Origin of the sequence: Brevibacillus jepli (assembly GCF_047229145.1) — a bacterium.
Classification (GTDB): domain Bacteria; phylum Bacillota; class Bacilli; order Brevibacillales; family Brevibacillaceae; genus Brevibacillus.
This window is the reverse complement of the sequence record NZ_JBFEFW010000021.1, coordinates 49,058-67,807: the sequence shown is the minus strand read 5'-3', so window position 1 is coordinate 67,807 and position 18,750 is coordinate 49,058. Positions and strand designations below refer to the sequence as shown.

Annotated in this window: 19 protein-coding genes; 6 read left to right on the top strand and 13 right to left on the bottom strand. The window is 48.6% G+C overall.

The genetic code is table 11. From position 1 onward, the window contains the following. Positions 1-131: 131 nt before the first annotated feature. A complete protein-coding gene (locus AB1L17_RS21410) occupies positions 132-1,940 on the bottom strand; it encodes a response regulator (protein WP_412847115.1) in 1,809 nt (602 codons plus the stop codon). A 4-nt stretch (positions 1,941-1,944) separates the two neighbouring features. Next, a complete protein-coding gene (locus AB1L17_RS21405; RefSeq protein WP_412847117.1) occupies positions 1,945-2,532 on the bottom strand; it encodes a sensor domain-containing protein in 588 nt (195 codons plus the stop codon). A gap of 269 nt (positions 2,533-2,801) precedes the next feature. On the opposite strand from AB1L17_RS21405, the gene AB1L17_RS21400 reads away from it, so the two are divergent. Beyond that, positions 2,802-2,954 carry a hypothetical protein gene (locus tag AB1L17_RS21400; protein ID WP_412847118.1) on the top strand — a complete coding sequence of 51 codons (153 nt, stop codon included), beginning with the start codon at positions 2,802-2,804 and terminating at the stop codon, positions 2,952-2,954. Between the two features lie 147 nt (positions 2,955-3,101). Here the strand turns inward: AB1L17_RS21400 and AB1L17_RS21395 are convergent, their stop codons facing one another. The 4 genes from AB1L17_RS21395 to AB1L17_RS21380 are packed head-to-tail and all read right to left on the bottom strand — an operon-like array spanning position 3,102 to position 7,760. Next, positions 3,102-4,031, bottom strand: a complete 930-nt coding sequence (locus AB1L17_RS21395; protein WP_412847119.1) for a S66 peptidase family protein — start codon at positions 4,029-4,031, stop codon at positions 3,102-3,104. A gap of 49 nt (positions 4,032-4,080) precedes the next feature. Next, positions 4,081-5,448, bottom strand: a complete 1,368-nt coding sequence (locus AB1L17_RS21390; protein ID WP_412847120.1) for a sigma-54 interaction domain-containing protein — start codon at positions 5,446-5,448, stop codon at positions 4,081-4,083. Continuing rightward, the gene (locus AB1L17_RS21385; RefSeq protein WP_412847121.1) at positions 5,435-6,202 is read right to left on the bottom strand and encodes a response regulator; all 768 of its coding nucleotides are present in this window, start codon (positions 6,200-6,202) and stop codon (positions 5,435-5,437) included. Before AB1L17_RS21385 ends, AB1L17_RS21390 begins: the two co-directional genes overlap by 14 nt. Continuing rightward, on the bottom strand, positions 6,126-7,760 hold the full coding sequence (locus tag AB1L17_RS21380) for an ATP-binding protein (RefSeq protein ID WP_412847183.1): 1,635 nt from the start codon (positions 7,758-7,760) through the stop codon (positions 6,126-6,128). Before AB1L17_RS21380 ends, AB1L17_RS21385 begins: the two co-directional genes overlap by 77 nt. Positions 7,761-7,852: 92 nt before the next feature. On the opposite strand from AB1L17_RS21380, the gene AB1L17_RS21375 reads away from it, so the two are divergent. Beyond that, positions 7,853-8,902, top strand: coding sequence for a DctP family TRAP transporter solute-binding subunit (locus tag AB1L17_RS21375; protein WP_412847122.1), 1,050 nt, complete (start codon positions 7,853-7,855; stop codon positions 8,900-8,902). Positions 8,903-8,907: 5 nt separating this feature from the next. Here AB1L17_RS21375 and AB1L17_RS21370 read toward each other — a convergent pair whose 3' ends face one another. The 3 genes from AB1L17_RS21370 to AB1L17_RS21360 all read right to left on the bottom strand — a co-directional run bounded on the left by AB1L17_RS21370 (position 8,908) and on the right by AB1L17_RS21360 (position 11,969). Further along, the gene (locus AB1L17_RS21370; protein WP_412847123.1) at positions 8,908-10,362 is read right to left on the bottom strand and encodes a HAMP domain-containing sensor histidine kinase; all 1,455 of its coding nucleotides are present in this window, start codon (positions 10,360-10,362) and stop codon (positions 8,908-8,910) included. Further along, a complete protein-coding gene (locus AB1L17_RS21365) occupies positions 10,328-11,017 on the bottom strand; it encodes a response regulator transcription factor (RefSeq protein WP_412847124.1) in 690 nt (229 codons plus the stop codon). Before AB1L17_RS21365 ends, AB1L17_RS21370 begins: the two co-directional genes overlap by 35 nt. Positions 11,018-11,231: 214 nt before the next feature. Further along, entirely contained in the window at positions 11,232-11,969 is a 738-nt protein-coding gene (locus AB1L17_RS21360; protein WP_412847125.1) for a stalk domain-containing protein, read from the bottom strand. Positions 11,970-12,216: 247 nt separating this feature from the next. Here AB1L17_RS21360 and AB1L17_RS21355 point away from each other — a divergent pair, with 247 nt between their 5' ends. Beyond that, on the top strand, positions 12,217-13,509 hold the full coding sequence (locus AB1L17_RS21355) for a dicarboxylate/amino acid:cation symporter (protein WP_412847126.1): 1,293 nt from the start codon (positions 12,217-12,219) through the stop codon (positions 13,507-13,509). 56 nt (positions 13,510-13,565) lie between these two features. On the opposite strand, the gene AB1L17_RS21350 is transcribed toward AB1L17_RS21355, so the two are convergent. Further along, complete coding sequence (locus AB1L17_RS21350; protein ID WP_412847127.1) at positions 13,566-13,820, bottom strand: hypothetical protein; 255 nt, start codon at positions 13,818-13,820, stop codon at positions 13,566-13,568. Between the two features lie 329 nt (positions 13,821-14,149). Between AB1L17_RS21350 and AB1L17_RS21345 the strand changes: the two genes are divergently transcribed. Further along, positions 14,150-14,647 (top strand): cation:proton antiporter regulatory subunit, encoded by a 498-nt coding sequence (locus tag AB1L17_RS21345; protein ID WP_069846275.1) that lies wholly within the window; start codon positions 14,150-14,152, stop codon positions 14,645-14,647. A 2-nt stretch (positions 14,648-14,649) separates the two neighbouring features. Next, positions 14,650-15,882 carry a cation:proton antiporter gene (locus AB1L17_RS21340; RefSeq protein ID WP_412847128.1) on the top strand — a complete coding sequence of 411 codons (1,233 nt, stop codon included), beginning with the start codon at positions 14,650-14,652 and terminating at the stop codon, positions 15,880-15,882. A gap of 48 nt (positions 15,883-15,930) precedes the next feature. On the opposite strand, the gene AB1L17_RS21335 is transcribed toward AB1L17_RS21340, so the two are convergent. After that, positions 15,931-16,485 (bottom strand): peroxiredoxin family protein, encoded by a 555-nt coding sequence (locus tag AB1L17_RS21335; RefSeq protein WP_412847130.1) that lies wholly within the window; start codon positions 16,483-16,485, stop codon positions 15,931-15,933. Beyond that, positions 16,472-17,164: a hypothetical protein gene (locus tag AB1L17_RS21330; RefSeq protein ID WP_412847131.1), complete on the bottom strand. Its 693-nt coding sequence runs from the start codon at positions 17,162-17,164 to the stop codon at positions 16,472-16,474. The genes AB1L17_RS21335 and AB1L17_RS21330 overlap by 14 nt, the downstream gene beginning before the upstream one ends. Before the next feature lie 92 nt (positions 17,165-17,256). Between AB1L17_RS21330 and AB1L17_RS21325 the strand changes: the two genes are divergently transcribed. Further along, positions 17,257-18,039 (top strand): GNAT family N-acetyltransferase, encoded by a 783-nt coding sequence (locus tag AB1L17_RS21325; protein ID WP_412847132.1) that lies wholly within the window; start codon positions 17,257-17,259, stop codon positions 18,037-18,039. A gap of 21 nt (positions 18,040-18,060) precedes the next feature. On the opposite strand, the gene AB1L17_RS21320 is transcribed toward AB1L17_RS21325, so the two are convergent. Next, complete coding sequence (locus tag AB1L17_RS21320; RefSeq protein ID WP_412847133.1) at positions 18,061-18,723, bottom strand: precorrin-2 dehydrogenase/sirohydrochlorin ferrochelatase family protein; 663 nt, start codon at positions 18,721-18,723, stop codon at positions 18,061-18,063. Positions 18,724-18,750 lie beyond the last annotated feature (27 nt).

Sequence of the window (18,750 nt, the reverse complement as noted above, 5' to 3'; positions counted from 1 at the left end):
TAAACTTTATATTAACAGAACAAGAAATATTTACAATAAACTAGTTATGAGCGTTACGTGAATGGATTACACTTGATTTCTTACTTGAGCAAAGCAAAAAGCCAGGTTCTCTCTCCCTGGCTCTCATGCGTTTACAGAAGTCCTTCCATTTGCCCTTTTTGTACCGCTTCATCCCGATTCCGTACACCGAGCTTGTCATACAGCGCAGACGCATAGTTACGCACTGTTCCGTCTGATAAATACAGCTTGGCCGCGATCGTTTTATAGCGCATGCCTTGGGATAGCATCTGCAAAATCTCTCGCTCCCGCTTCGTTAAATCATAATAGCTCTCGTCTTTGCCGCTTATTTTCCGTGCATCGCGCAAATCTTCCTGTTCGTTTACGGACTGAGCATCCAGCATTTTATGAAACAAGTCATGTGCAATCATCGTACCTCCGCGATGGACGAGGCGAATCGTTTCCGCAAGCTCACGTGATTCAATCGATTTCAAGACATAGCCGTCGGCACCACTGCGCATGATCTCCTTGGCTTTTTCCGTATCCTGAAACGTTGACAAGACAAGGACACGAATACCGGGCCATTTTTCCTTGATTCGTTTTGTTGCCATGATCCCGTCCATATTGGGCATCTCCAAGTCCATCAGCACCAGGTCTGGTTCCAGCTCCTCGCACAGCTCCACAGCCTGCGCCCCATCCTCGGCCATTCCGACTACTCGCAGATCCCGCTGTCCCTCGATTATGGAACGCAAGCTTTCCCGAATAAACGAATGATCATCTACGATAAACAAACGAATGATTTCGTCGGTGCTCTCTACCAGCCTCGGCACGAAACAAGTAATGAGCGTTCCTTCTCCCCGCTCTGAGTATACGGATACTCTTCCTTGCAAATGGGCTGCCCGCTCTTTCATCGTCGTGATCCCGAAGCCATCCTTCCAATTTTCCACCCCGTGACCGTTATCCTGTACCTCCAGCCTCGTCTGTTGCGGCTCAAAATGCAGAGAAACGACAATGTCCGTAGCCTGTCCATGGCGTACCGCATTAGTTAAAGACTCCTGCAAACAGCGAAACAAGGTCATTTTCACCTGCTTGCCAACAGGATACTCTTCTCCAATCTCACGAAACCGTACATTCACCTTTGCATGTGTCTGAAACTCCTCCGCAAGATGCCTCAGCGTATGAACCAAGGGAAGCGTCTCTTGCGGTGACCCCATCTGGTGCAAATACCCCCTCACTTCCTTCATGCCATTTCGTGCAAGCTGTAAGAGGGCATCGAGCTTTTCCGTCCCTTCCCGCGACACCACATCATGACGCAAGGTTTCCATCCCCATGATGAGCGAGACATAGGAATGACCTAGCGTATCATGCAGATCCTTGGAAAGCCGGTCTCGCTCCTCTAGCAGCGTCACTCTCTCTATTTGGGTCAGATACTGCTCTAGCACGCTATTTTGCTTGCGAATCATTTCATTTTGCCGATGATTGACGATGAGCAAGTGAAAGGCAAACCCTATCACATAAGCTAGGGCGACTTCAGGAAAAATCTTAATCTCTTCAATTCCCTGCGAAGAAAGCATCATCAGTAGTGGAAATCCCACAATTGTAATAGGAGCTGTCCAGCGATACGCTTTCTCTGCACTATTGGCAGCAATCAAAAAAGCAGGCGTCATAAAAGTAAGGTACGCCTCCGGAAATAATGACGCAAGATAAAGAGATAATCCGCCGAATAAGAGCATTTCTGCAATCAAGTAGTAACGATAGCTCAGCATTAAACAAATCCATGGGACAGAAAAAGTAATAACTTGCCATAAAATTAAAATCGATAAGGGCAGCGTGAGATAATCCGCCAATTGTATCGTCGTAAAGGTAATTGAAATGCAACTGAGCAGACGTAAAATGAGCATCACCCAGTCGTACCAGGCCCATCGTTTTACAATATCTAACAATTTATCATCCCCTAATTGCTTTGAACATCAAGCGCGTGTACCCACCAATTAACTGTACCAGTCCATTCCCGAGCTTGAAGCACCCGATCATGAGTATGAATCCCAAGCTCATAACTTGCAATGCCTTCAAGTCTGAATCCACCAAGATCCCGAAAAAATGTAGCTCGATATAAGGATAGAGCAACGGTAAGAACGCAATCAAAATCGGTCCAACGTAAATGAGCACTCCGATCACCAGGCAAATGCATCCTAGGACAAATTTTTGCATCAGCCAATAAACCGATATCCAATTTCTTCCATTTATTAATTCCGCTTTTGCCTGCACCCATTGAGTTCCCTCTGTTCTTTTTCTCGTTGCCAACGGTTCTATCGAAATATCGGTATAAATCTTCGTCTGAATCCGTTCATGCTGGACAAAGATTTGGGTTGAACGCAACACATTGGTGAGCAATGGGATTCCTACCAAGGTAAATGACAATGCCAAACCAAGCACGATACTGACCAGGTAAAAACAAAAATAAAACACACCCGAGACAAATGTATACAGCAAAAAGATAACATTTTGAACGTTACGGATGAAGTCACTTTTCATCTGAGCACCTCTCTCTATCTCTCCCTTTTCCGACACCCTGATGACGGTCTGCCCTTACCGTAATCCGCTGCGTGTCACATGTGCCAGTGCCAAAATGTCATATGACAGGCAAAGTCATGTCAGTGATGACAAGAAGTAAGCGTTCATCCCCGGAGTCGGTGCGCCAAGACTTGTTATCAAAAACCAAAAGGAGAACCAGTTTTTTCCTCTTTTTGGAATAAAGCAGGGGCTTGTTGTATACCCTACTCCTTTGAGGGAGGTGACTGGTCGTGGAAAATAGCGATAAACAAAGGGGTCAAGCTGAGCAAAAAGCTTCAAGTGACTTGAATGAGAAGGAAATCGAGCTTCAGCATCAATATCAAATGTTCCCTACCCCGGATGAAAAACGTGCTTCACAAGTGATTACCGAGTTGAAGGATTAGTAACGACAAAGAAAAGAAGAATTAGGAAATTCTCTCCCCCCACCTGAAGGCTGTCAAGAAATTCGACAGCTTTTCTTCGTCCAGCAAAAAGGCTCCCACCAACCACTGCAATGGTTGGGGAAGCCTTCTTGAAATAAATCACATTCTCTATATGGTTACACTTTCTTCGATAACCAGTTCACCGTTTGACGCATCGAGACTGGCCTCTACGCCCATCGGGAGAGCGATGTTGCACGCGCCATGCCCGATCTGTATGTTCCAGATGGTCGGCTTTCCGTACGGTACGACGATATTTTGAAACACATCCCAGACAGAGAAGCCCTCGCGCTTTTTCGGCTCACAGTCGGTCCATGTCCCTATGACGACGCCCTCACAATCATCAAACAAGCCACCTAGGGCAAGCTGTGTCAGCATGCGATCAATCCGGTACGGCTCTTCGTCAATGTCCTCCAGAAACAACAGCTTGCCTCTCGTATCCAACTGGTAGGGCGTCCCCATCAAGGCGGAGACAAGAGCGAGATTCCCGCCGACTACCGGACCAGATGCCTGGCCTTCGACGAGACATACGATTTCTTCCCCTGGCGGATTAATGATCGCTCCCAGAGGCTCCGGGCGAGTCATGGCGCGCAGCAAATATTGCTTGGACCAGTCATCCAGTCCATGGGCGATGTCTGAGGTTGCCATCGGGCCGTGAAGAGTAGCCAGATTCGCACGCTGTCCGAAAACGGTATGCAGCGCCGTGATGTCGCTATAGCCGATAAACAGCTTCGGGTTTTGTGCGATAAGATCGTAGTCGAGCTGAGACAAAATTTGTGGTGCGCCGTACCCGCCTCGCATGCACATAATCCCGTCCACTTCCTCGTCGACGAACATCGCATTCAGCTCAGCAGCCCGTTGCTCCGGGGTTCCCGCCAAATACCCGCCGTACGATTGTCGGCACGTATCCGAGATTTTCACCTTGTATCCCAATCCCTGCAGCTCAGCAATTGCCTTGTTCAGCACTTCTTCTGTAGCAGGACTAGAGGTTGCCACTACTCCGATTGTATCTCCAGCTCGCAATGCTTTCCCTTTGTTCATCTGTCCAGTCGCCTCCTACGGTTTCTCTCCCCATTATCGTACATCTGCGTCAAATGGTGCATAGCCATTTTCGCAGCTTGCGACTCGCGGACGGCTGGCTGATTCCGAGCGCTTCCGCTACCTTTGTCGTCGTTTTATGCTGTTCATAGGCCCTGTGCACGAGCTGGCGCTCCACCTCGTCCATTGCCTCCTGCATCGCCATCACCCGATCCACCTTGATCCCTTTGTGCTCGCTATTCTCCTGGTTATAAATATAGCGCGGGATTTGCGCAGGTGTAATGAGAACATCATGGGATGTGACGACGAGCCGCTCTACCACATTTTCCAGCTCCCGCACATTACCCGGCCAATCGTACTCGCTGAGGATGCGGTAGCAGGCATCGGAGAGCTCTCTTTCCAGACAATACTTTTGCGAAAAGACATTGAGAAAGTAATGAACAAGTACAGGAATCTCTTCCTGCCGTTCGCGCAGCGGCGGAATCTCCAATGGGACGACGTGAATGCGATAGTACAAATCCTCGCGAAACCTACCTTCCTTGACCATTTGCCGCAGGTTTTTATTCGTGGCTGTGATCAGCTTTACATCTACCTTTCGCGAAACAGAGCTGCCTACAGGCGTAATCGTTTTTTCTTGCAGCACATTCAACAGCTTCACTTGCAAGGAAAGAGACATTTCCCCGATCTCGTCCAAAAACAGCGTGCCACCATTTGCTTTTTCAATCAAACCGGCCTTGCCATCCTTGTCCGCTCCTGTAAAAGCACCCTTTTCGTAACCAAACAGCTCTGACTCCAGCAAGGTCTCGGGAATGGCTCCACAGTTGATGTGCACGAACGGCTTGTCGACCCGCGGGCTGCATTCATGAATGTATTTTGCCAGCACGCCTTTTCCGACACCTGATTCTCCCAGCAGGATCATGGATGATTCTACCTGCGACAGCTTTTTGGCCATCATGGCGACCTGCTCCATAGACTGACTGCGGTAGATCAAGCAGGTCCCTCCTTTTTGTCTGCTGTTCTCCTTGGTCATCTCGCTCTGCAAGATCGTGCCGACGTACTTGACCTCATTTAGCTCCTGCTGTAGCTGCTCCTGGCTGGTAATATCAATCGAGGTATTGACCACTCCGCTAAAATTCCCGTCCTGATCCCAAATCGGCGTACCTTCCACAAACAGCTTGCGATTTTTTCGGGTGGTTTGAATCGTGTGCACCTTTTTCTTGTCACGAATGACCCGCATCGTGATCGTCGGCGCAAAATAACCGAGATGATAAAACTCCTCGATTGGCTTGCCCATCATCTCCACCGGATCAATTCCGAAAAATTCCTCGTAGCGTCCCGAGCAATACAAGGTTCTGCCCTCTGCGTCTGTCACGTGCACGATATCAAACAGCGAGCCTAACAACGCTTCATAATCGAGCATGGCGCTCTCTACCTCCCGTGCCTCCCGTATCTTGTGGAGTGACACGCACATAGCGATTCGTCGGCCTGCCTACTCCGCCATAGCTGACATCCATCCTGACACTCCCGCATTTCTCCAGATAGTCCAAATACCGTCTGGCGGTCACTCTCGCGATTCCTACACGTTCTGCTACATCATCAGCCGATAGAGGCTGACTCTCCTTCTCGATTTGACGAATGATTTGCTCCATGGTGACAGCGTGCAGTCCTTTTGGCAGCACTGCCCTGCCTTGATTGGCATCGGGCTGCTCCTTTTCCGGGGTCGGTTCGGCGCTTCTGCGGAATAACAGCTGATCAACCTCATCCTGAGAGGCGGTGCCTTCGCAATCAATCCGCTGGCGAAACTCCCGATAGTTTTCCAGGGACTTCCTGATCCGTTCGAACTGAAACGGCTTGATAATATAGTCCATCGCACCATTGCGCAGCATCGATTGGATCGTGGTCTTGTCCTTTGCAGCCGTCACGACGATAACATCAACAGCTTGTTTGGCAGCGCGCAGCTCCATCAGCGCCTTCACCCCGTCCTGGATCGGCATGAAAATATCAATGATGATCAAATCAGGAGCGAGCTCATTCGCCAGCTTGAGTCCGTCCGCTCCATTGGCCGCAATTCCTACGACGACAAAGCCCGGGACGCGCTCAACGAACTGCTTGTTGATCTCCTGCACCATCGGATCGTCTTCCATGATCAGTACGCGAATGATTTCCTTCTCCATGACTCTCCACCTCCCCCATCGGAAATGTAATCAGAAAGCTGGCCCCTTGCCCGCGTTCTGAATGACAAACCAGCTCGCCTCTCCCTTTATTGACCAATTGATGCACCAGATGCAGACCAAGTCCACGGTGCACACGTTCTTTCGTCGAGAATCCCCGTTCGAGCATGTGCTGGCGTATTTCTTCGTCCATCCCGATTCCGTTGTCCTCCACCAGGATGGAGCAGATATCTTCGTCTTGTTCGATACTGATCATGATTTCTTTATCCTCACGTTCGATTCGCTCCAGTGAATCAAAGGCATTTTCGATCAAGTTCCCCAAAATGAGCACGAAATTATGATGATCCATGTAAGGTGGAAACCTCTCCAAATGACTCATGCGATCAATGACGACGCGAATGCCCAGCTCTCTCCCTCGACTTACTTTGCCGATCAACAGCCCTGACAGGTTCTCATCCATGATGCGTGTCGTCAAAAAGGAGGTGAGCTCCTCCTGCTGCTCGTTGACTTCGAACAAATAGGTGAGCGCCTTTTCATGCTGCTGGAGCTGGAGCAAGCCTGCGATGGTATGCAAATGATTCATGTGCTCATGATTTTGTACCCGCAGCGCACCGACGAATTCTTTTACCCCCGTCAGCTCCTCCGCCATTCTCGCCACTTCGGTTCTGTCCTGAAAAATCGCGATCGCGCCTACGACCTTTTCTTCGACCTTGATCAGAAAACGGTTGGACCAGAGCAGCGTATTGCCAACATGAATTTCTGTGTTGGTAAAATTCTGGCGAAGCTCCAGCACTTCTGGTAATCTGGTGTCGTGCAGGACAGATCGGATGTACTTGCCCAGCACTTCTCCTTCGATGCCAAAAATTTGCTTCGCCCGATCGTTAAAAATCGTGATTCGCTCCCGATTGTCAATCGAGATGACGCCCTCATGCATGGCATGGAAGGTCGCTGTTCGCTCTACCAATATTCGCGAGATTTCGTCCGGCTCCAAATCAAGCATTTGCTTTTTCATATGGCGAGCCAGCTGATAAGAGCCCCACACTCCGAACAATAGGGAGAAGAAAAACGTCAGCGCGATATTCTTTCGCTCACTGTACAAGATCCCCCAAACATCAGGCATCACACGTCCGACCAGTACGACACCCACCTGCTGATGCTGGTCATCCATGATCGGCACGTAGGCGCGCAGAGCCGGCCCCATCTCTCCTATTACCTTTTGAAAATAGGAGTGCTCGGCATAAGCCTCATCAACCGCAGGGTCCATAAACACCGTACCGATCCGCTCATCTAGCGGGTCTGCGTAGCGGACACGCTCCATATTCAGCACGACGATATACGTCACATCGTTGACGACGCGCAGATTGCGTGCTGTCGGATGGATGACCTTCCACCCGTCTGGTTCCTGAATACTTTTTTGTACACTCGGAATCGTCGCAACCGTACGAGCTGTCGTCATGAGCCGCTGTCCCAATTGGGCTTCCGTTATCCGGATAATCCCTCCAGCCATGATCAAATTTCCGATGATTAAGGAAAAAAGAACGATTCCGACGGAGAGCAGCATAATCTTCCATTTGATCGTTAGGCGTTTGAACAGGTCCGCTCTTTCCTTTCTCGTGGGATTGCAAATCAATTCAAGGTAAGAAGGTGTTGAAAATGAAATCGTTGGTAACCAGTACATTGATTGTCCTGCTCGGACTTGTGAGCGCTGTCATGATTGGCTTCGGACCAGATCTTCTGAAGGAAAACAGAGGACACGACGAAGAACAAGCAGGGCTATCCAATCGAATGATCATCAAGTTCAGCCACGTGATCGCGGAAAACACGCCAAAGGGTCTGACCATCGAGCGTTTCTCGCAGCTCGTAAAGGAAAAGACACAAGGACGCGTAGAGGTACAGGTCTTTCCCAACAGCATCCTTCACACCGAGAAAACCGAGATGACCGCCTTGCAAAACGGCGAGATTCAGATGATCGCACCTGCATTCTCCTATCTGTCTAACACCATCCCCGAGTGGGCTGTCCTTGATCTGCCCTATTTGTTTCGGTCTCAGGAGGACGTAGAAACGGTTTTCAATGGCGAAATCGGTCAGATGCTATTCGATAAGCTAGAAGATTCTGATATGAAAGGGTTAGCCTTCTGGGCAAGCGGCTTCAAGCAAGTGACAGCCAATCGCCCCTTGATCATGCCTTCCGATTTTGCCGGTCAACGTCTGCGCATCATTCCAGGCAACGTGATCGAAGCTCAATTTCACACACTCCAGGCGATCCCTGTGGGCTCTTCCTTCAATGAATTATACAGCATGCTCGCTACCGGAAAAGTAGACGGCGAAGAAAATACGATCTCCAATGTGTACACCAAACGACTCTACCAAGTACAGAAGCACATGACGATCAGCAATCACAGCTACCTGGGCTATGCTGTCGTGATTAATAAAACGTTTTGGAACAATCTCCCCGCCGATATTCAGCAGGCGATAACGGAAGCCATGCAGGAAGCGACTGCCTACAATAATCAACTGGCTGTTTCGATGAATGACAAGCAATTGCGCTTGCTGCAAGATAATGGAGGAATGCACATCCACATGCAGACGCCAGAGGAACGTGCCGCTTGGATCGCTGCGTTGCAGCCTGTGTACGATCAATTCGCTCCGAGTATCGGAGAACCACTCATGAAGAAAATCAGAGAGCTCCACCAACGCCGGTGAAGCTCTCAAGCAATTTCCTCGTTCTGCTCTTTGCGCATGGGCAAAATGAGCGTAAAAACTGATCCCTCAGGAGAGCTTTTTCTGAGGACGAGATCTCCGCCAAGCGCTTTTGCCATCATACGAGAATAGGACAACCCCAAGCCGAGTCCACGTACTTTGTCTTTTTTATTGCTTCCCCGAAAAAAGCGCTCAAACACAAGAGACTGCTCCTGCGCGGGTATCCCTTGTCCATTATCCTTGACATCAATACGTAAATCATGAGTTGTTTCGTAGAGGAAAAGCTCTATTTTCCCATCATCCCCCACAGCCTGTCTCGCGTTGTTCAATAGGTTAATCAAGATTTGCTGGACACGACCCGGATCGACGAATATCGTCGTCTGCTTTTCCAGAACGCCAACCGTAAACGAAACAGAACCGAGATCATGGACAATCCGCCATTGCGAGGCGATTTCCCGAATCAGCTTGTTCACATTTTGCTCTTCCTGACAGACGGTAATGGCTCCTACGGCAAATGAATTGAAGTCTAGCAAATCCTCTACCATTTTTTGCAGGCGCTTCGTTTCCTTCAAGCAGATTTCCAGAAACTCCTTCTGCTCTTCTCCAGAAACCACCTCGTCGTTAATCGCCTGGATTAATCCGCTAATAGACGTAACGGGGGTTTTCAGCTCGTGTGTCACACCAGCCAAAAGCTCTGTGCGCATGCTCTCTAGCTGCCGGAGACGGTCGGCCATTTCCGCGAACGTATACACCAGCTCATGAATTTCCTTTTCCTTGATCGTTTTGTAGATCAGGACGTCGTAGTTACCTTCCACGATCTGACGCGCGGACATCACCACATTTTGAATCGGTTCAGACAGCCGTCGCGCATGAAAATAAATAACCGCCCAGCCAAGCACGCCCAAACTACCAAGCATGATGACTAAATACTGGATTTGTTCCTTCCCTACCTTGATATCCGTCTCTGGGAACAGCAGGATGACTTTTCCAATGACATTGCCATTGTATTCCAAATATTTCCTAACCACATACAACGTCTCACCTGACGGGTGCTTCACTTTGTCCATTGTATCTGCTTGCTTAAGCAACCCCGGTGCTGCTTGCTGCAAGGAAGGCGGCAGACTGCCAGGCCGCTTGTAAACGACCTCTCCCTCTGCGTCTCTGATGAATAAGATCAAGTTGCGATCGACACCCATGAACTTGCGTCGATTATCCAATACTTGATGCATTTTCTCTCCAACCAGTATATTTCCGTCATCATCGACGACCCGATCAGCCACTTCTTCTGCAAAAAGCCGGGTCACTTCAATTTGCTTTTCGATGGCGGCGTATTTGATCCAATAGGCAGAGACAGCCCCAATGATCAACAACCCGACAACCAGAGTGAGCAGATAGCGTGTCGTCCAATACCGGAGGAGCGATACGGGCTCATTGTTTTTTGTAAACACAGAATTGATACCCAACCCCTCTTTGTGTCTTGATCTCGCCTTCCTGAACTGGCCAATTCTCCAACGTCTTTCTGACACGCTTGATCGCCAGGTCTACGGCACGGTCACTTCCCCCATAGTCCATTCCCCATACCTGTTCAATCAATTGCTCGCGTGTAAAAGTCTGATTCGGATTTTGTGCCAAAAAAAGCAGCAAGGACAAGTCGCGTGGGTGAAACGACAGTTCGAGACCGTGCAGCGTCACATGATGGGACTGAAAGTTTATTTTCAAGCTTCCGAATAGTCGGGTCTCCTGGTCTTTCACCAAGATAACGGAACGGCGCAGCACCGCATTGACGCGAGCGACCACTTCGTCCGCGACAAAAGGCTTCGTTATGTAGTCATCTGCTCCTTGATTAAGTCCTTTCAGCTTTTGATCTGTCTGCCCGAGCGCTGTCATGATGATGACCGGACAGGAGCTCTTCTCACGAATGTACTGAAGAATCTCCCAGCCATTACGTTCAGGGAGCATGACATCCAACAGAACGAGATCTGGCTTTTTCTCATCAAAAAGCTGGATCGCCTCAATTCCATCGTTCGCTTGCCAGACCTCATACCCTGCCTTTTGCAAGTAAGCCTTCAGCACGCGTGATATCACCAGTTCATCTTCTACCAACAAAATGCTTTTCATATCTTCCCTACCCGATTCACAGACATATGATCATTCCTATTCGCGAATTCTCGCATGATCCCTCTATACTCTACGTACTCCTATTCTATCAGTTTACAGCTTCAAATAAAAAAATGCCTTTGCTGATTTTGGAAAATAGGAAAAAAGCCTTGCATCCTATAAAAGGAGCAAGGCTTTTTGTGTGAAAAACGTCCCCACTTTGCGGGATATTTAATTAGATTTCGTCACCTTCAAAGAAGATTTCTTCATCGCTTGCGTCAGCAGAGAAATCGTGCAGGTTGTCGTCATCCTCGTCGACGATTTCACCATCGATGTCAGCATCATCGAACTCTTCCCAAATATCTTTTACGACATCTTCAACGAGTTCTTCGAAATCGGAATCATCCATCTCATCGTACTCGTCTTGGAAATCATCCAGGTCAACCTGAATTTCTACATCGATATCATCTTCGTCGCCACTCAGCGTGAACTTCCACTCGATATCTTTGAAGTCATCGTAGTCCTTATCGAGTTGATCTTCCAGATCGTCCAGGTCATCTTGGATATCATCGTCATCGTCTTTGCTGCTCTTGCTGTTTTTCAAAGTAGTGATCTCTTTGTTCAGGCTGTCAATTGTTCCTTGCAAGCTTCTGATTTGAGCATCACGTGCAGCCAACTCGTTTGCATGCTGGGAGTTAGGCTTATCTTTTACCGTGATGGTGTACTTCGTGCCATCCCATGCTACGTCCTTGCTGAACACGTCTGCCATCATACGAAGTGGAATGTAAGTCGTTCCGTTTACGATGAATGGTTCGATATTAGTTGGAACAGCTGCGCCATTATAAATAACTTTAATGTTGTTGTACTTAGCTTGCAGATTCTTAGTTCCAGTCGCTGCTTGAGAGCTTGTTGGAATAAGTGTGGTAGTCAGAACCAACGCTGAGGCAATCGCCAGATATTGCTTCTTGAACATTGAAAATCCTCCATTCTCCCGGTTGTCTATTTCTTTCGTGTCACTATGTACATCTTCTACTTTACCTACCGTTCATGTCGAGAGTATGTCAACAATCGATTTTTTCCTTTCCAATTTGAGGGGATTTCTGTGACCAAAAGGACCAAAACAACCAATATGACCGTATCATTTTCAATTATTCGCCCAATTTATACAATGCGAAATAGATGAATAAAGCGTTTACAAAATGGGAGAAGGAGTGTATGCCATGAGGATCAACTTTAAAAACCTGACTGTACAGGTCGTTATTGCCATCATTCTCGGTATTCTTGTTGGTCATTTTGCCCCTAAATTTGGCGCAGAGCTAAAGGTGTTGGCCGATATTTTTGTCAAATTGATCAAAATGGTCATCCCACCGATTGTCTTCTTCACTGTCGTGAATGGAATCGCCAGCATGGGGGACATGAAAAAGGTCGGAAAGATCGGCGGCAAAGCGCTGCTCTATTTCGAAATCGTTACAACAATCGCATTGGCAATCGGACTAATCGTGGTCAACCTGATCAAGCCGGGTGTAGGCTTTGACAAATCGGGGCTGACCAGTGGTGATGTCTCCAAGTACACAGAGGCTGCCGCCCAGAGCAATAACGGCTTTATCGATTTTATTACGGGGATCATCCCGGAAAACGTAGTCGGGGCGATGGCAAGAGGCGAGCTGCTGCCCATTCTGTTCTTCGCTGTCCTGTTCGGTCTCTCGCTCGCTGCCATGGGTCCAGCCTCGCAGCCCGTCATCAAGCTGTTTGACAAGCTGACACACGGATTTTTCGGTGTCGTGAATATGATCATGAAGGTTTCGCCTTTCGCTGCGTTTGGTGCAATGGCCTACACAATCGGCAAGTTCGGCATTGGCTCGTTGACCAGACTCGGCCTCTTGATGACCGCTGTCTATGTCACCATGTTTTTGTTCATCATTCTCATACTTGGCGGGATCGCTCGCTACTACAAATTCAGCATATTCTCGTTCATCAGATATATTCGAGAGGAAATCCTGCTCGTTCTCGGCACATCCTCCTCGGAGTCTGCCCTTCCTAGAATGATGGATCGGCTGGAGAAGTACGGCTGCTCCAAATCCGTTGTCGGTCTGGTCGTTCCGACAGGCTACTCGTTTAACCTGGACGGCACCTCGATTTATTTATCCATGGCGGCGATCTTTATCGCCCAGGCTTATGGAATCGAGCTCAGCTTCTGGGAACAGCTCACTCTTTTAGGAATCCTGATGATTACGTCAAAAGGGGCAGCTGGTGTCACGGGTTCCGGGTTCATTACGCTCGCAGCTACCTTGGCAGCCTTCCCCATCATCCCGGTCGAAGGCATTGCACTGCTCCTCGGTGTTGACCGTTTTATGTCTGAAGCGCGTGCCATTACGAATCTGATCGGAAATGGCGTAGCTGCTGTCGTCATCGCCAAGCATGAGAACGAGTTCCATCCGGGAGGCATTCAGCAGACGGATGAAACAGCCATCGAGCCGAATAATGATTCGGAAGCAAAGCCAATCACGGCCTAGTCCATTCACCATGTAAAGAAGAGGTTCTCTTTGTTGAGAGAGAACCTCTTTTTGCTTTAGTCATTGGGCCATGTCTTGCGAAGCTCCTGCTCAAATTGGCGCAGGTGATTAATTCGCTTCTGTGCTGCCTGATACTCCTCCTGCCAGCCCTCTTTCTCGCGCTCTCTGATCAGCTCCGCTTTTTTCTCCAGCTCCCTTACCTCATTTCGCAATGCGATCACGATATCCAATAGCTCATCCATATCCATGGAACGCATGTCTTGAATAAAGGCCCATTCTGCTTCCGTTAATCGATACTGTTTGTTCGCCACGTTTCATCATCCTTAAAATAACCTCTATCGAGACCAATTTCTAGAGGAGCGACCTCGTTTTAGAGGAAAGTTAATATTCCTATCCGCTTATAAGTGTGTCATTTTTAAATAAAATTGTTTCATTTTGAAGAAAAATGACGTCATTTCGTGTATAATAATTGATATAGGTATGTATGTCGACAATAATCCGCAGACAGGGGGCATCTTTACTAAAATATCATCGGAATGGATATAATTCCAAATAATTATTGACGACTTGTTGCTCATTTCTGGAAAAAAAGAGCAGCTATCTATGCAAATACAGTGTTTTGCGCGAAGGAGGATCTTACATGTTCTCTATCAGAGAATCCGATTTACCAGGAATCGGCAGGAAGTACCAGGTCGAAACCAGAAGTGGCGACAAGCTGGTTATCGTCATTCACGATGACGGCCGCCGGGAAATGTATCACTTTGACCGTGATGACATGGACGAAACCATCTCCATGGTTACACTTGACGATGATGAGGCAAGACAAATTGCTGCGATCGTAGGCGGCTTGACGTACAAACCATCTGCGCTGGAAACAGTCGAGGTTGCGTTAGACAAACTCATGATTGAGTGGTACAAGATTGAATCCAACGCTCCTGCCATCGGCAAGACGATTGGGGAACTCAACATTCGTCAAGAAACAGGCGCAACGATCATCGCTGTCATTGAGAAAGACCATAAACAAACGATTAATCCCGGCCCCGAGTATGTCCTTTGTACAGGATCTACGTTGGTCGTTGCAGGTGAACGGAAGCAGGTGAAGGCTCTCAAGACTATTCTCAGCAACGGAGGTGAGTGATATTGGAGCACGTTGTTTTTGAAGTCGGTCTTGCCCTCGCACTCATAGCACTTGCGGGGTTCCTCTCTATAAAGTTAAAATTCTCCATTGTACCCTTCTACATTCTGGTCGGGATGATCGTGGGTCCACACGCTCCCGACTTAGGACTGTTTGATCTTCGCTTTATTGAAAGCGCCCCGCTCATCGAATTCATGGGCCGAATTGGCGTACTCTTCCTGTTGTTTTACCTCGGACTGGAGTTTTCAGTTGGCCGCCTGATCAAAGCTGGTAAATCGATTGCCGTAGGCGGTACCATCTACATCGTCATTAACTTTACCCTCGGCCTTGTATTTGGTTGGGTCGCTGGCTTTCCACTCAAAGAAATTTTGATTATCGCCGGTATTACTACTATTTCCTCCAGCGCCATTGTGGCAAAAGTACTGGTGGATCTCAAACGTACAGCAAATCGCGAAACAGAGATGATCCTGGGGATCATCATGTTCGAAGACATATTCTTGGCCGTCTATATATCGATTGTGTCCGGCTTGGTGTTAAGCGGTGCAACCTCTCTTGCTGGCGTACTCTCCTCGGCACTAATCGCACTGGGCTACATGCTCCTGCTCATTATCGTAGGACGCAAGCTTGTACCTTTCCTGAATCGTGCATTGAACATCAAATCAAACGAAGTGTTTATGATTACGGTGTTTGCCGCTCTGTTTTTGATTGCGGGTTTTTCCGAAACGATCCATGTTGCCGAAGCCATCGGAGCATTGCTCGTAGGTCTCGTCTTGGCAGAAACACAACACATGAAGCGCATCGAGCACCTCATCCTGCCGTTTCGTGACTTCTTCGGAGCCATGTTCTTCTTCAGCTTCGGTTTGACCATTGATCCATTGGAGCTGGGTGGAGCCGTATGGTTGTCCATTGCTGCAGTTGCCATCACGCTTTTCGGTAACGTCGTCGCCGGACTTTTGGCTGGACGCAGTGCAGGACTGTCTCCTAAGGCTTCAACCAACATTGGACTGACCATCGTATCTCGCGGTGAGTTCTCCATCATCATGGCTAATCTCGGAAAAGCGGGCGCACTCATGGAAATTTTGCAACCATTTGCTGCACTTTATGTTCTGATCCTCGCCATTTTAGGTCCGTTGTTGACTAAGGAATCCAAGCATATTTACAAGCTGCTCAATGCGGTATTTCGTTTGGATCGAAAGACAGCAGTTACCGAGCCAGAAAACAAAACTGGCACCGGATAAGCCTGTAGCTATTGCGACCGACAGCATACTTTTCCTGCTGTCGGTTTTTTATTTTATCGCAGACAGCATGTTCTCCATCAGTTCCTCACTCATCGGACCGATGTATTTATTCTGGACGACACCGTTTGAATCAATGATATAGCTGGTCGGAATCGAAATGGCTTTGTACACATTCGCCACTTCTTTATCAGGATCGAGCAAGATCGGGAAGGTAATGCCGTACAACTTCACAAAAGCCTCCACGGCCTCCGGGCTCGTTTCCGTATCAGTCAAATTGACCCCGAGAATGACTACGCCACTCTCCTTGTTCTCCTCATAGTAGCGCTGCATGTCCGGCATTTCTGCGCGGCAAGGAGGACACCACGTCGCCCACAGGTTCAGAATGACTTTTTTCCCCCGCAAATCGGACAGCTTTACCGTACCGCCTCCTAGCTGTTGCAGCTCAAAATCCGGAGCGACATTTCCTTTCTCAATGCCGATCTGTCCGTTGCTCTGCTCGCCAGATGAGATTGGCTCCTGCGTGTTCAGGAATTGTGTTTCAAAAATGCCCCATCCCAACAGCCCTACGAGTACGACGATCGCCAACACATTATGATGCTTCATCTGTCGTACCTCCTATCGGATTCACTCGTCTGGACAAAAAGAGCAGCAAGAGAGCGAATGCATAGTAAATGAGCTGCTCTCCAGATAGTCCTGCGAACACGATCTCCCGCGTCGCAACAAAAAACTGTACATAAACCTGGCTGATGGCAAACCACATCACGAGCGGAAGCCATGCTGCCAGATGAACGAGTCGTTCCTTTGCACGGCCAAGCCACCAAAGAAATAAGACGCATATCACAACCTGCTGCACGTGATACCACATGCTGCTCTGTTCCAATACGACCGTAAGCAGATGATAAACCCCTGTCGCAGCGAGAAAGCCAGTAGCCATTGCCAAAGCGACGAAATGAACAGGAATCGCTTTTTGGCGTACCGTCTTGGTGAGGTACACGGCGACGGCCACTACTGCCAGCATCGCACCGTTTTCTCCCCCGGAAAAATACAGAATGGATGAGGGATTTTCCACCACTTTCGAAAAATGAAACAGAACGTAGCTGAACTTCCAAACAAGAAATCCCAGCACCAGTGCATTACTCAACAGCTCAATAATGGCTGATCTCGTTTCTCTGTTATGTTTAAGCTGAGCGGAAATAGCCACAAAGCCAAGCGATAGCGAAACAATGACCGCCAGCATGCTCATTTTCAATAGAAAGGGGCCGATTTGAAAAGCATCTGACATTTCCGTTTCCTCCTTTAGGAAAATGTCTTACTCTATAGGAAGACAAGTATCCATACCATCTATCAACATATCAGGAAATGGGGAATAAAGGAATGCTCACGAATATTTTAACTTTGCAGGAGCGCTATGCCCTGGCTTTTTCTACGCGAACGGAGCAGCCTAACGTGCACGTATACCGCGATGAATCGGTCCCGGACATGTATAGCCATAATTATACGGAAATTATGTCCGTTCCCAGTCAAGAATGGGTGCGAGCTTATATCGAACAAGAGCTTCGTCATGCCAAAGAGCAACAGCTTGGTCATTTGAAGCTGGAACTGCATCCGTCTCTTCCGTTTTCAGAAGAGCTGAAATCTTTTGCGACTCAACTCGGGTTTGAAGTGAACACGATGCTGTACATGCTTGCTCCTCTGGAGGTTGCCGATAAAATGGCGCAGAATCCAGTATGCTCCGTTTTAAGAGGGGATTCAACTGACGTCATGGAAGCAGGCATAAACTGCCTGATTGCCAGTGATTCCGTCATGATCAACCCTGATTTTGCCGTCCGTAAAGCAAACCGCAAAAGAGAGATTTATTCGACAGGTGAGATCATACCGTATGTGTGCTATGTCGATCAAGAGCCGGTCGGCGCATGTGAATGGCATCTTCACAAGGAGCTCGTTCGCATGGAGGAATTCTTCATTCTCGAAGCTTGGCAGCGGAAGGGATTGGGCACGGAACTGATTCGGGTCATGATGCAGGATGCGAAAAAACGAGGCGCTACCCATATGTATTTAACAACGTACGCAGATGATACGCCGCAGGAAATGTACCGCAAGCTCGGGTTTCAGGAAGTCGCGAGGCATTTGGAAATGACGTGGTTGAAGAAGAGCTAAAAAAAGCTCTCACCAAGTAGCTTAGTGAGAGCCTTCCTTCTTTTCGTATTGCTCGAATGTATTGGCCAGAAGCGCTTCTGCCTCCTGATCCCTTCGCTCGGCTTCGCCGCTTTTTGTCCAGTGCAAAAAGCGGTCATCCAAAAGCTCCGCCAAGATCAACCTTTTGTCCGATTCACTTACTTCTAGCGAAAGTACTCGTCTTCTCATTCTTCCGAGAAAAAGCGTGTAGTCCTCGTATTCCGGTCCCACCCATTCTTCGAGCTGGCGGCGCATTTTCTTCGCCAAACCCGGATTGTTTCCACCCGTTGATATGGCAATCTGCAAGTCTCCGCGCGAAACGACAGAGGGAACGGTAAAAGAACAGAGATCCGGGCGATCCACGATATTGATCCACTGATGCGGACTGCACGCTTCGTAAACGGCAAGATTGACAGCGGGATCACCCGTCGCGGCGATGATAAGATCAGCCTCTCTTACATCCTGTGGGGAAAAGGGGCGAAGTGCTACCATCAGCTTCTTAGCGTGCGCCCATTCAAGGATGATTGCCGTACAGGAGGGACTCACAACGGTGACATCTGCACCAGCGGCAAGCAGGCTGCCGATTTTGCGCTCGGCTACCTGCCCGCCACCAACCACCAGGCAACGCTTGTTTTGTAGATTAACCATCATGGGATAGTGCGTCACCAGTGTACCCTCCTCGGCTTTCTATCG

Excerpts from the sequence above, each read along its gene's own strand:
- AB1L17_RS21380 (WP_412847183.1), bottom strand. The coding sequence starts at position 7,760 with ATGCTGCTCTCCGTCGGAATCGTTCTTTTTTCCTTAATCATCGGAAAT.
- AB1L17_RS21390 (WP_412847120.1), bottom strand. The coding sequence starts at position 5,448 with ATGCTCGATTATGAAGCGTTGTTAGGCTCGCTGTTTGATATCGTGCAC.
- AB1L17_RS21360 (WP_412847125.1), bottom strand. The coding sequence starts at position 11,969 with ATGTTCAAGAAGCAATATCTGGCGATTGCCTCAGCGTTGGTTCTGACT.
- AB1L17_RS21385 (WP_412847121.1), bottom strand. The coding sequence starts at position 6,202 with ATGGAGAAGGAAATCATTCGCGTACTGATCATGGAAGACGATCCGATG.
- AB1L17_RS21345 (WP_069846275.1), top strand. The coding sequence starts at position 14,150 with ATGTTCTCTATCAGAGAATCCGATTTACCAGGAATCGGCAGGAAGTAC.
- AB1L17_RS21335 (WP_412847130.1), bottom strand. The coding sequence starts at position 16,485 with ATGAAGCATCATAATGTGTTGGCGATCGTCGTACTCGTAGGGCTGTTG.
- AB1L17_RS21395 (WP_412847119.1), bottom strand. The coding sequence starts at position 4,031 with ATGAACAAAGGGAAAGCATTGCGAGCTGGAGATACAATCGGAGTAGTG.
- AB1L17_RS21330 (WP_412847131.1), bottom strand. The coding sequence starts at position 17,164 with ATGTCAGATGCTTTTCAAATCGGCCCCTTTCTATTGAAAATGAGCATG.
- AB1L17_RS21365 (WP_412847124.1), bottom strand. The coding sequence starts at position 11,017 with ATGAAAAGCATTTTGTTGGTAGAAGATGAACTGGTGATATCACGCGTG.
- AB1L17_RS21375 (WP_412847122.1), top strand. The coding sequence starts at position 7,853 with ATGAAATCGTTGGTAACCAGTACATTGATTGTCCTGCTCGGACTTGTG.
- AB1L17_RS21355 (WP_412847126.1), top strand. The coding sequence starts at position 12,217 with ATGAGGATCAACTTTAAAAACCTGACTGTACAGGTCGTTATTGCCATC.
- AB1L17_RS21325 (WP_412847132.1), top strand. The coding sequence starts at position 17,257 with ATGCTCACGAATATTTTAACTTTGCAGGAGCGCTATGCCCTGGCTTTT.
- AB1L17_RS21405 (WP_412847117.1), bottom strand. The coding sequence starts at position 2,532 with ATGAAAAGTGACTTCATCCGTAACGTTCAAAATGTTATCTTTTTGCTG.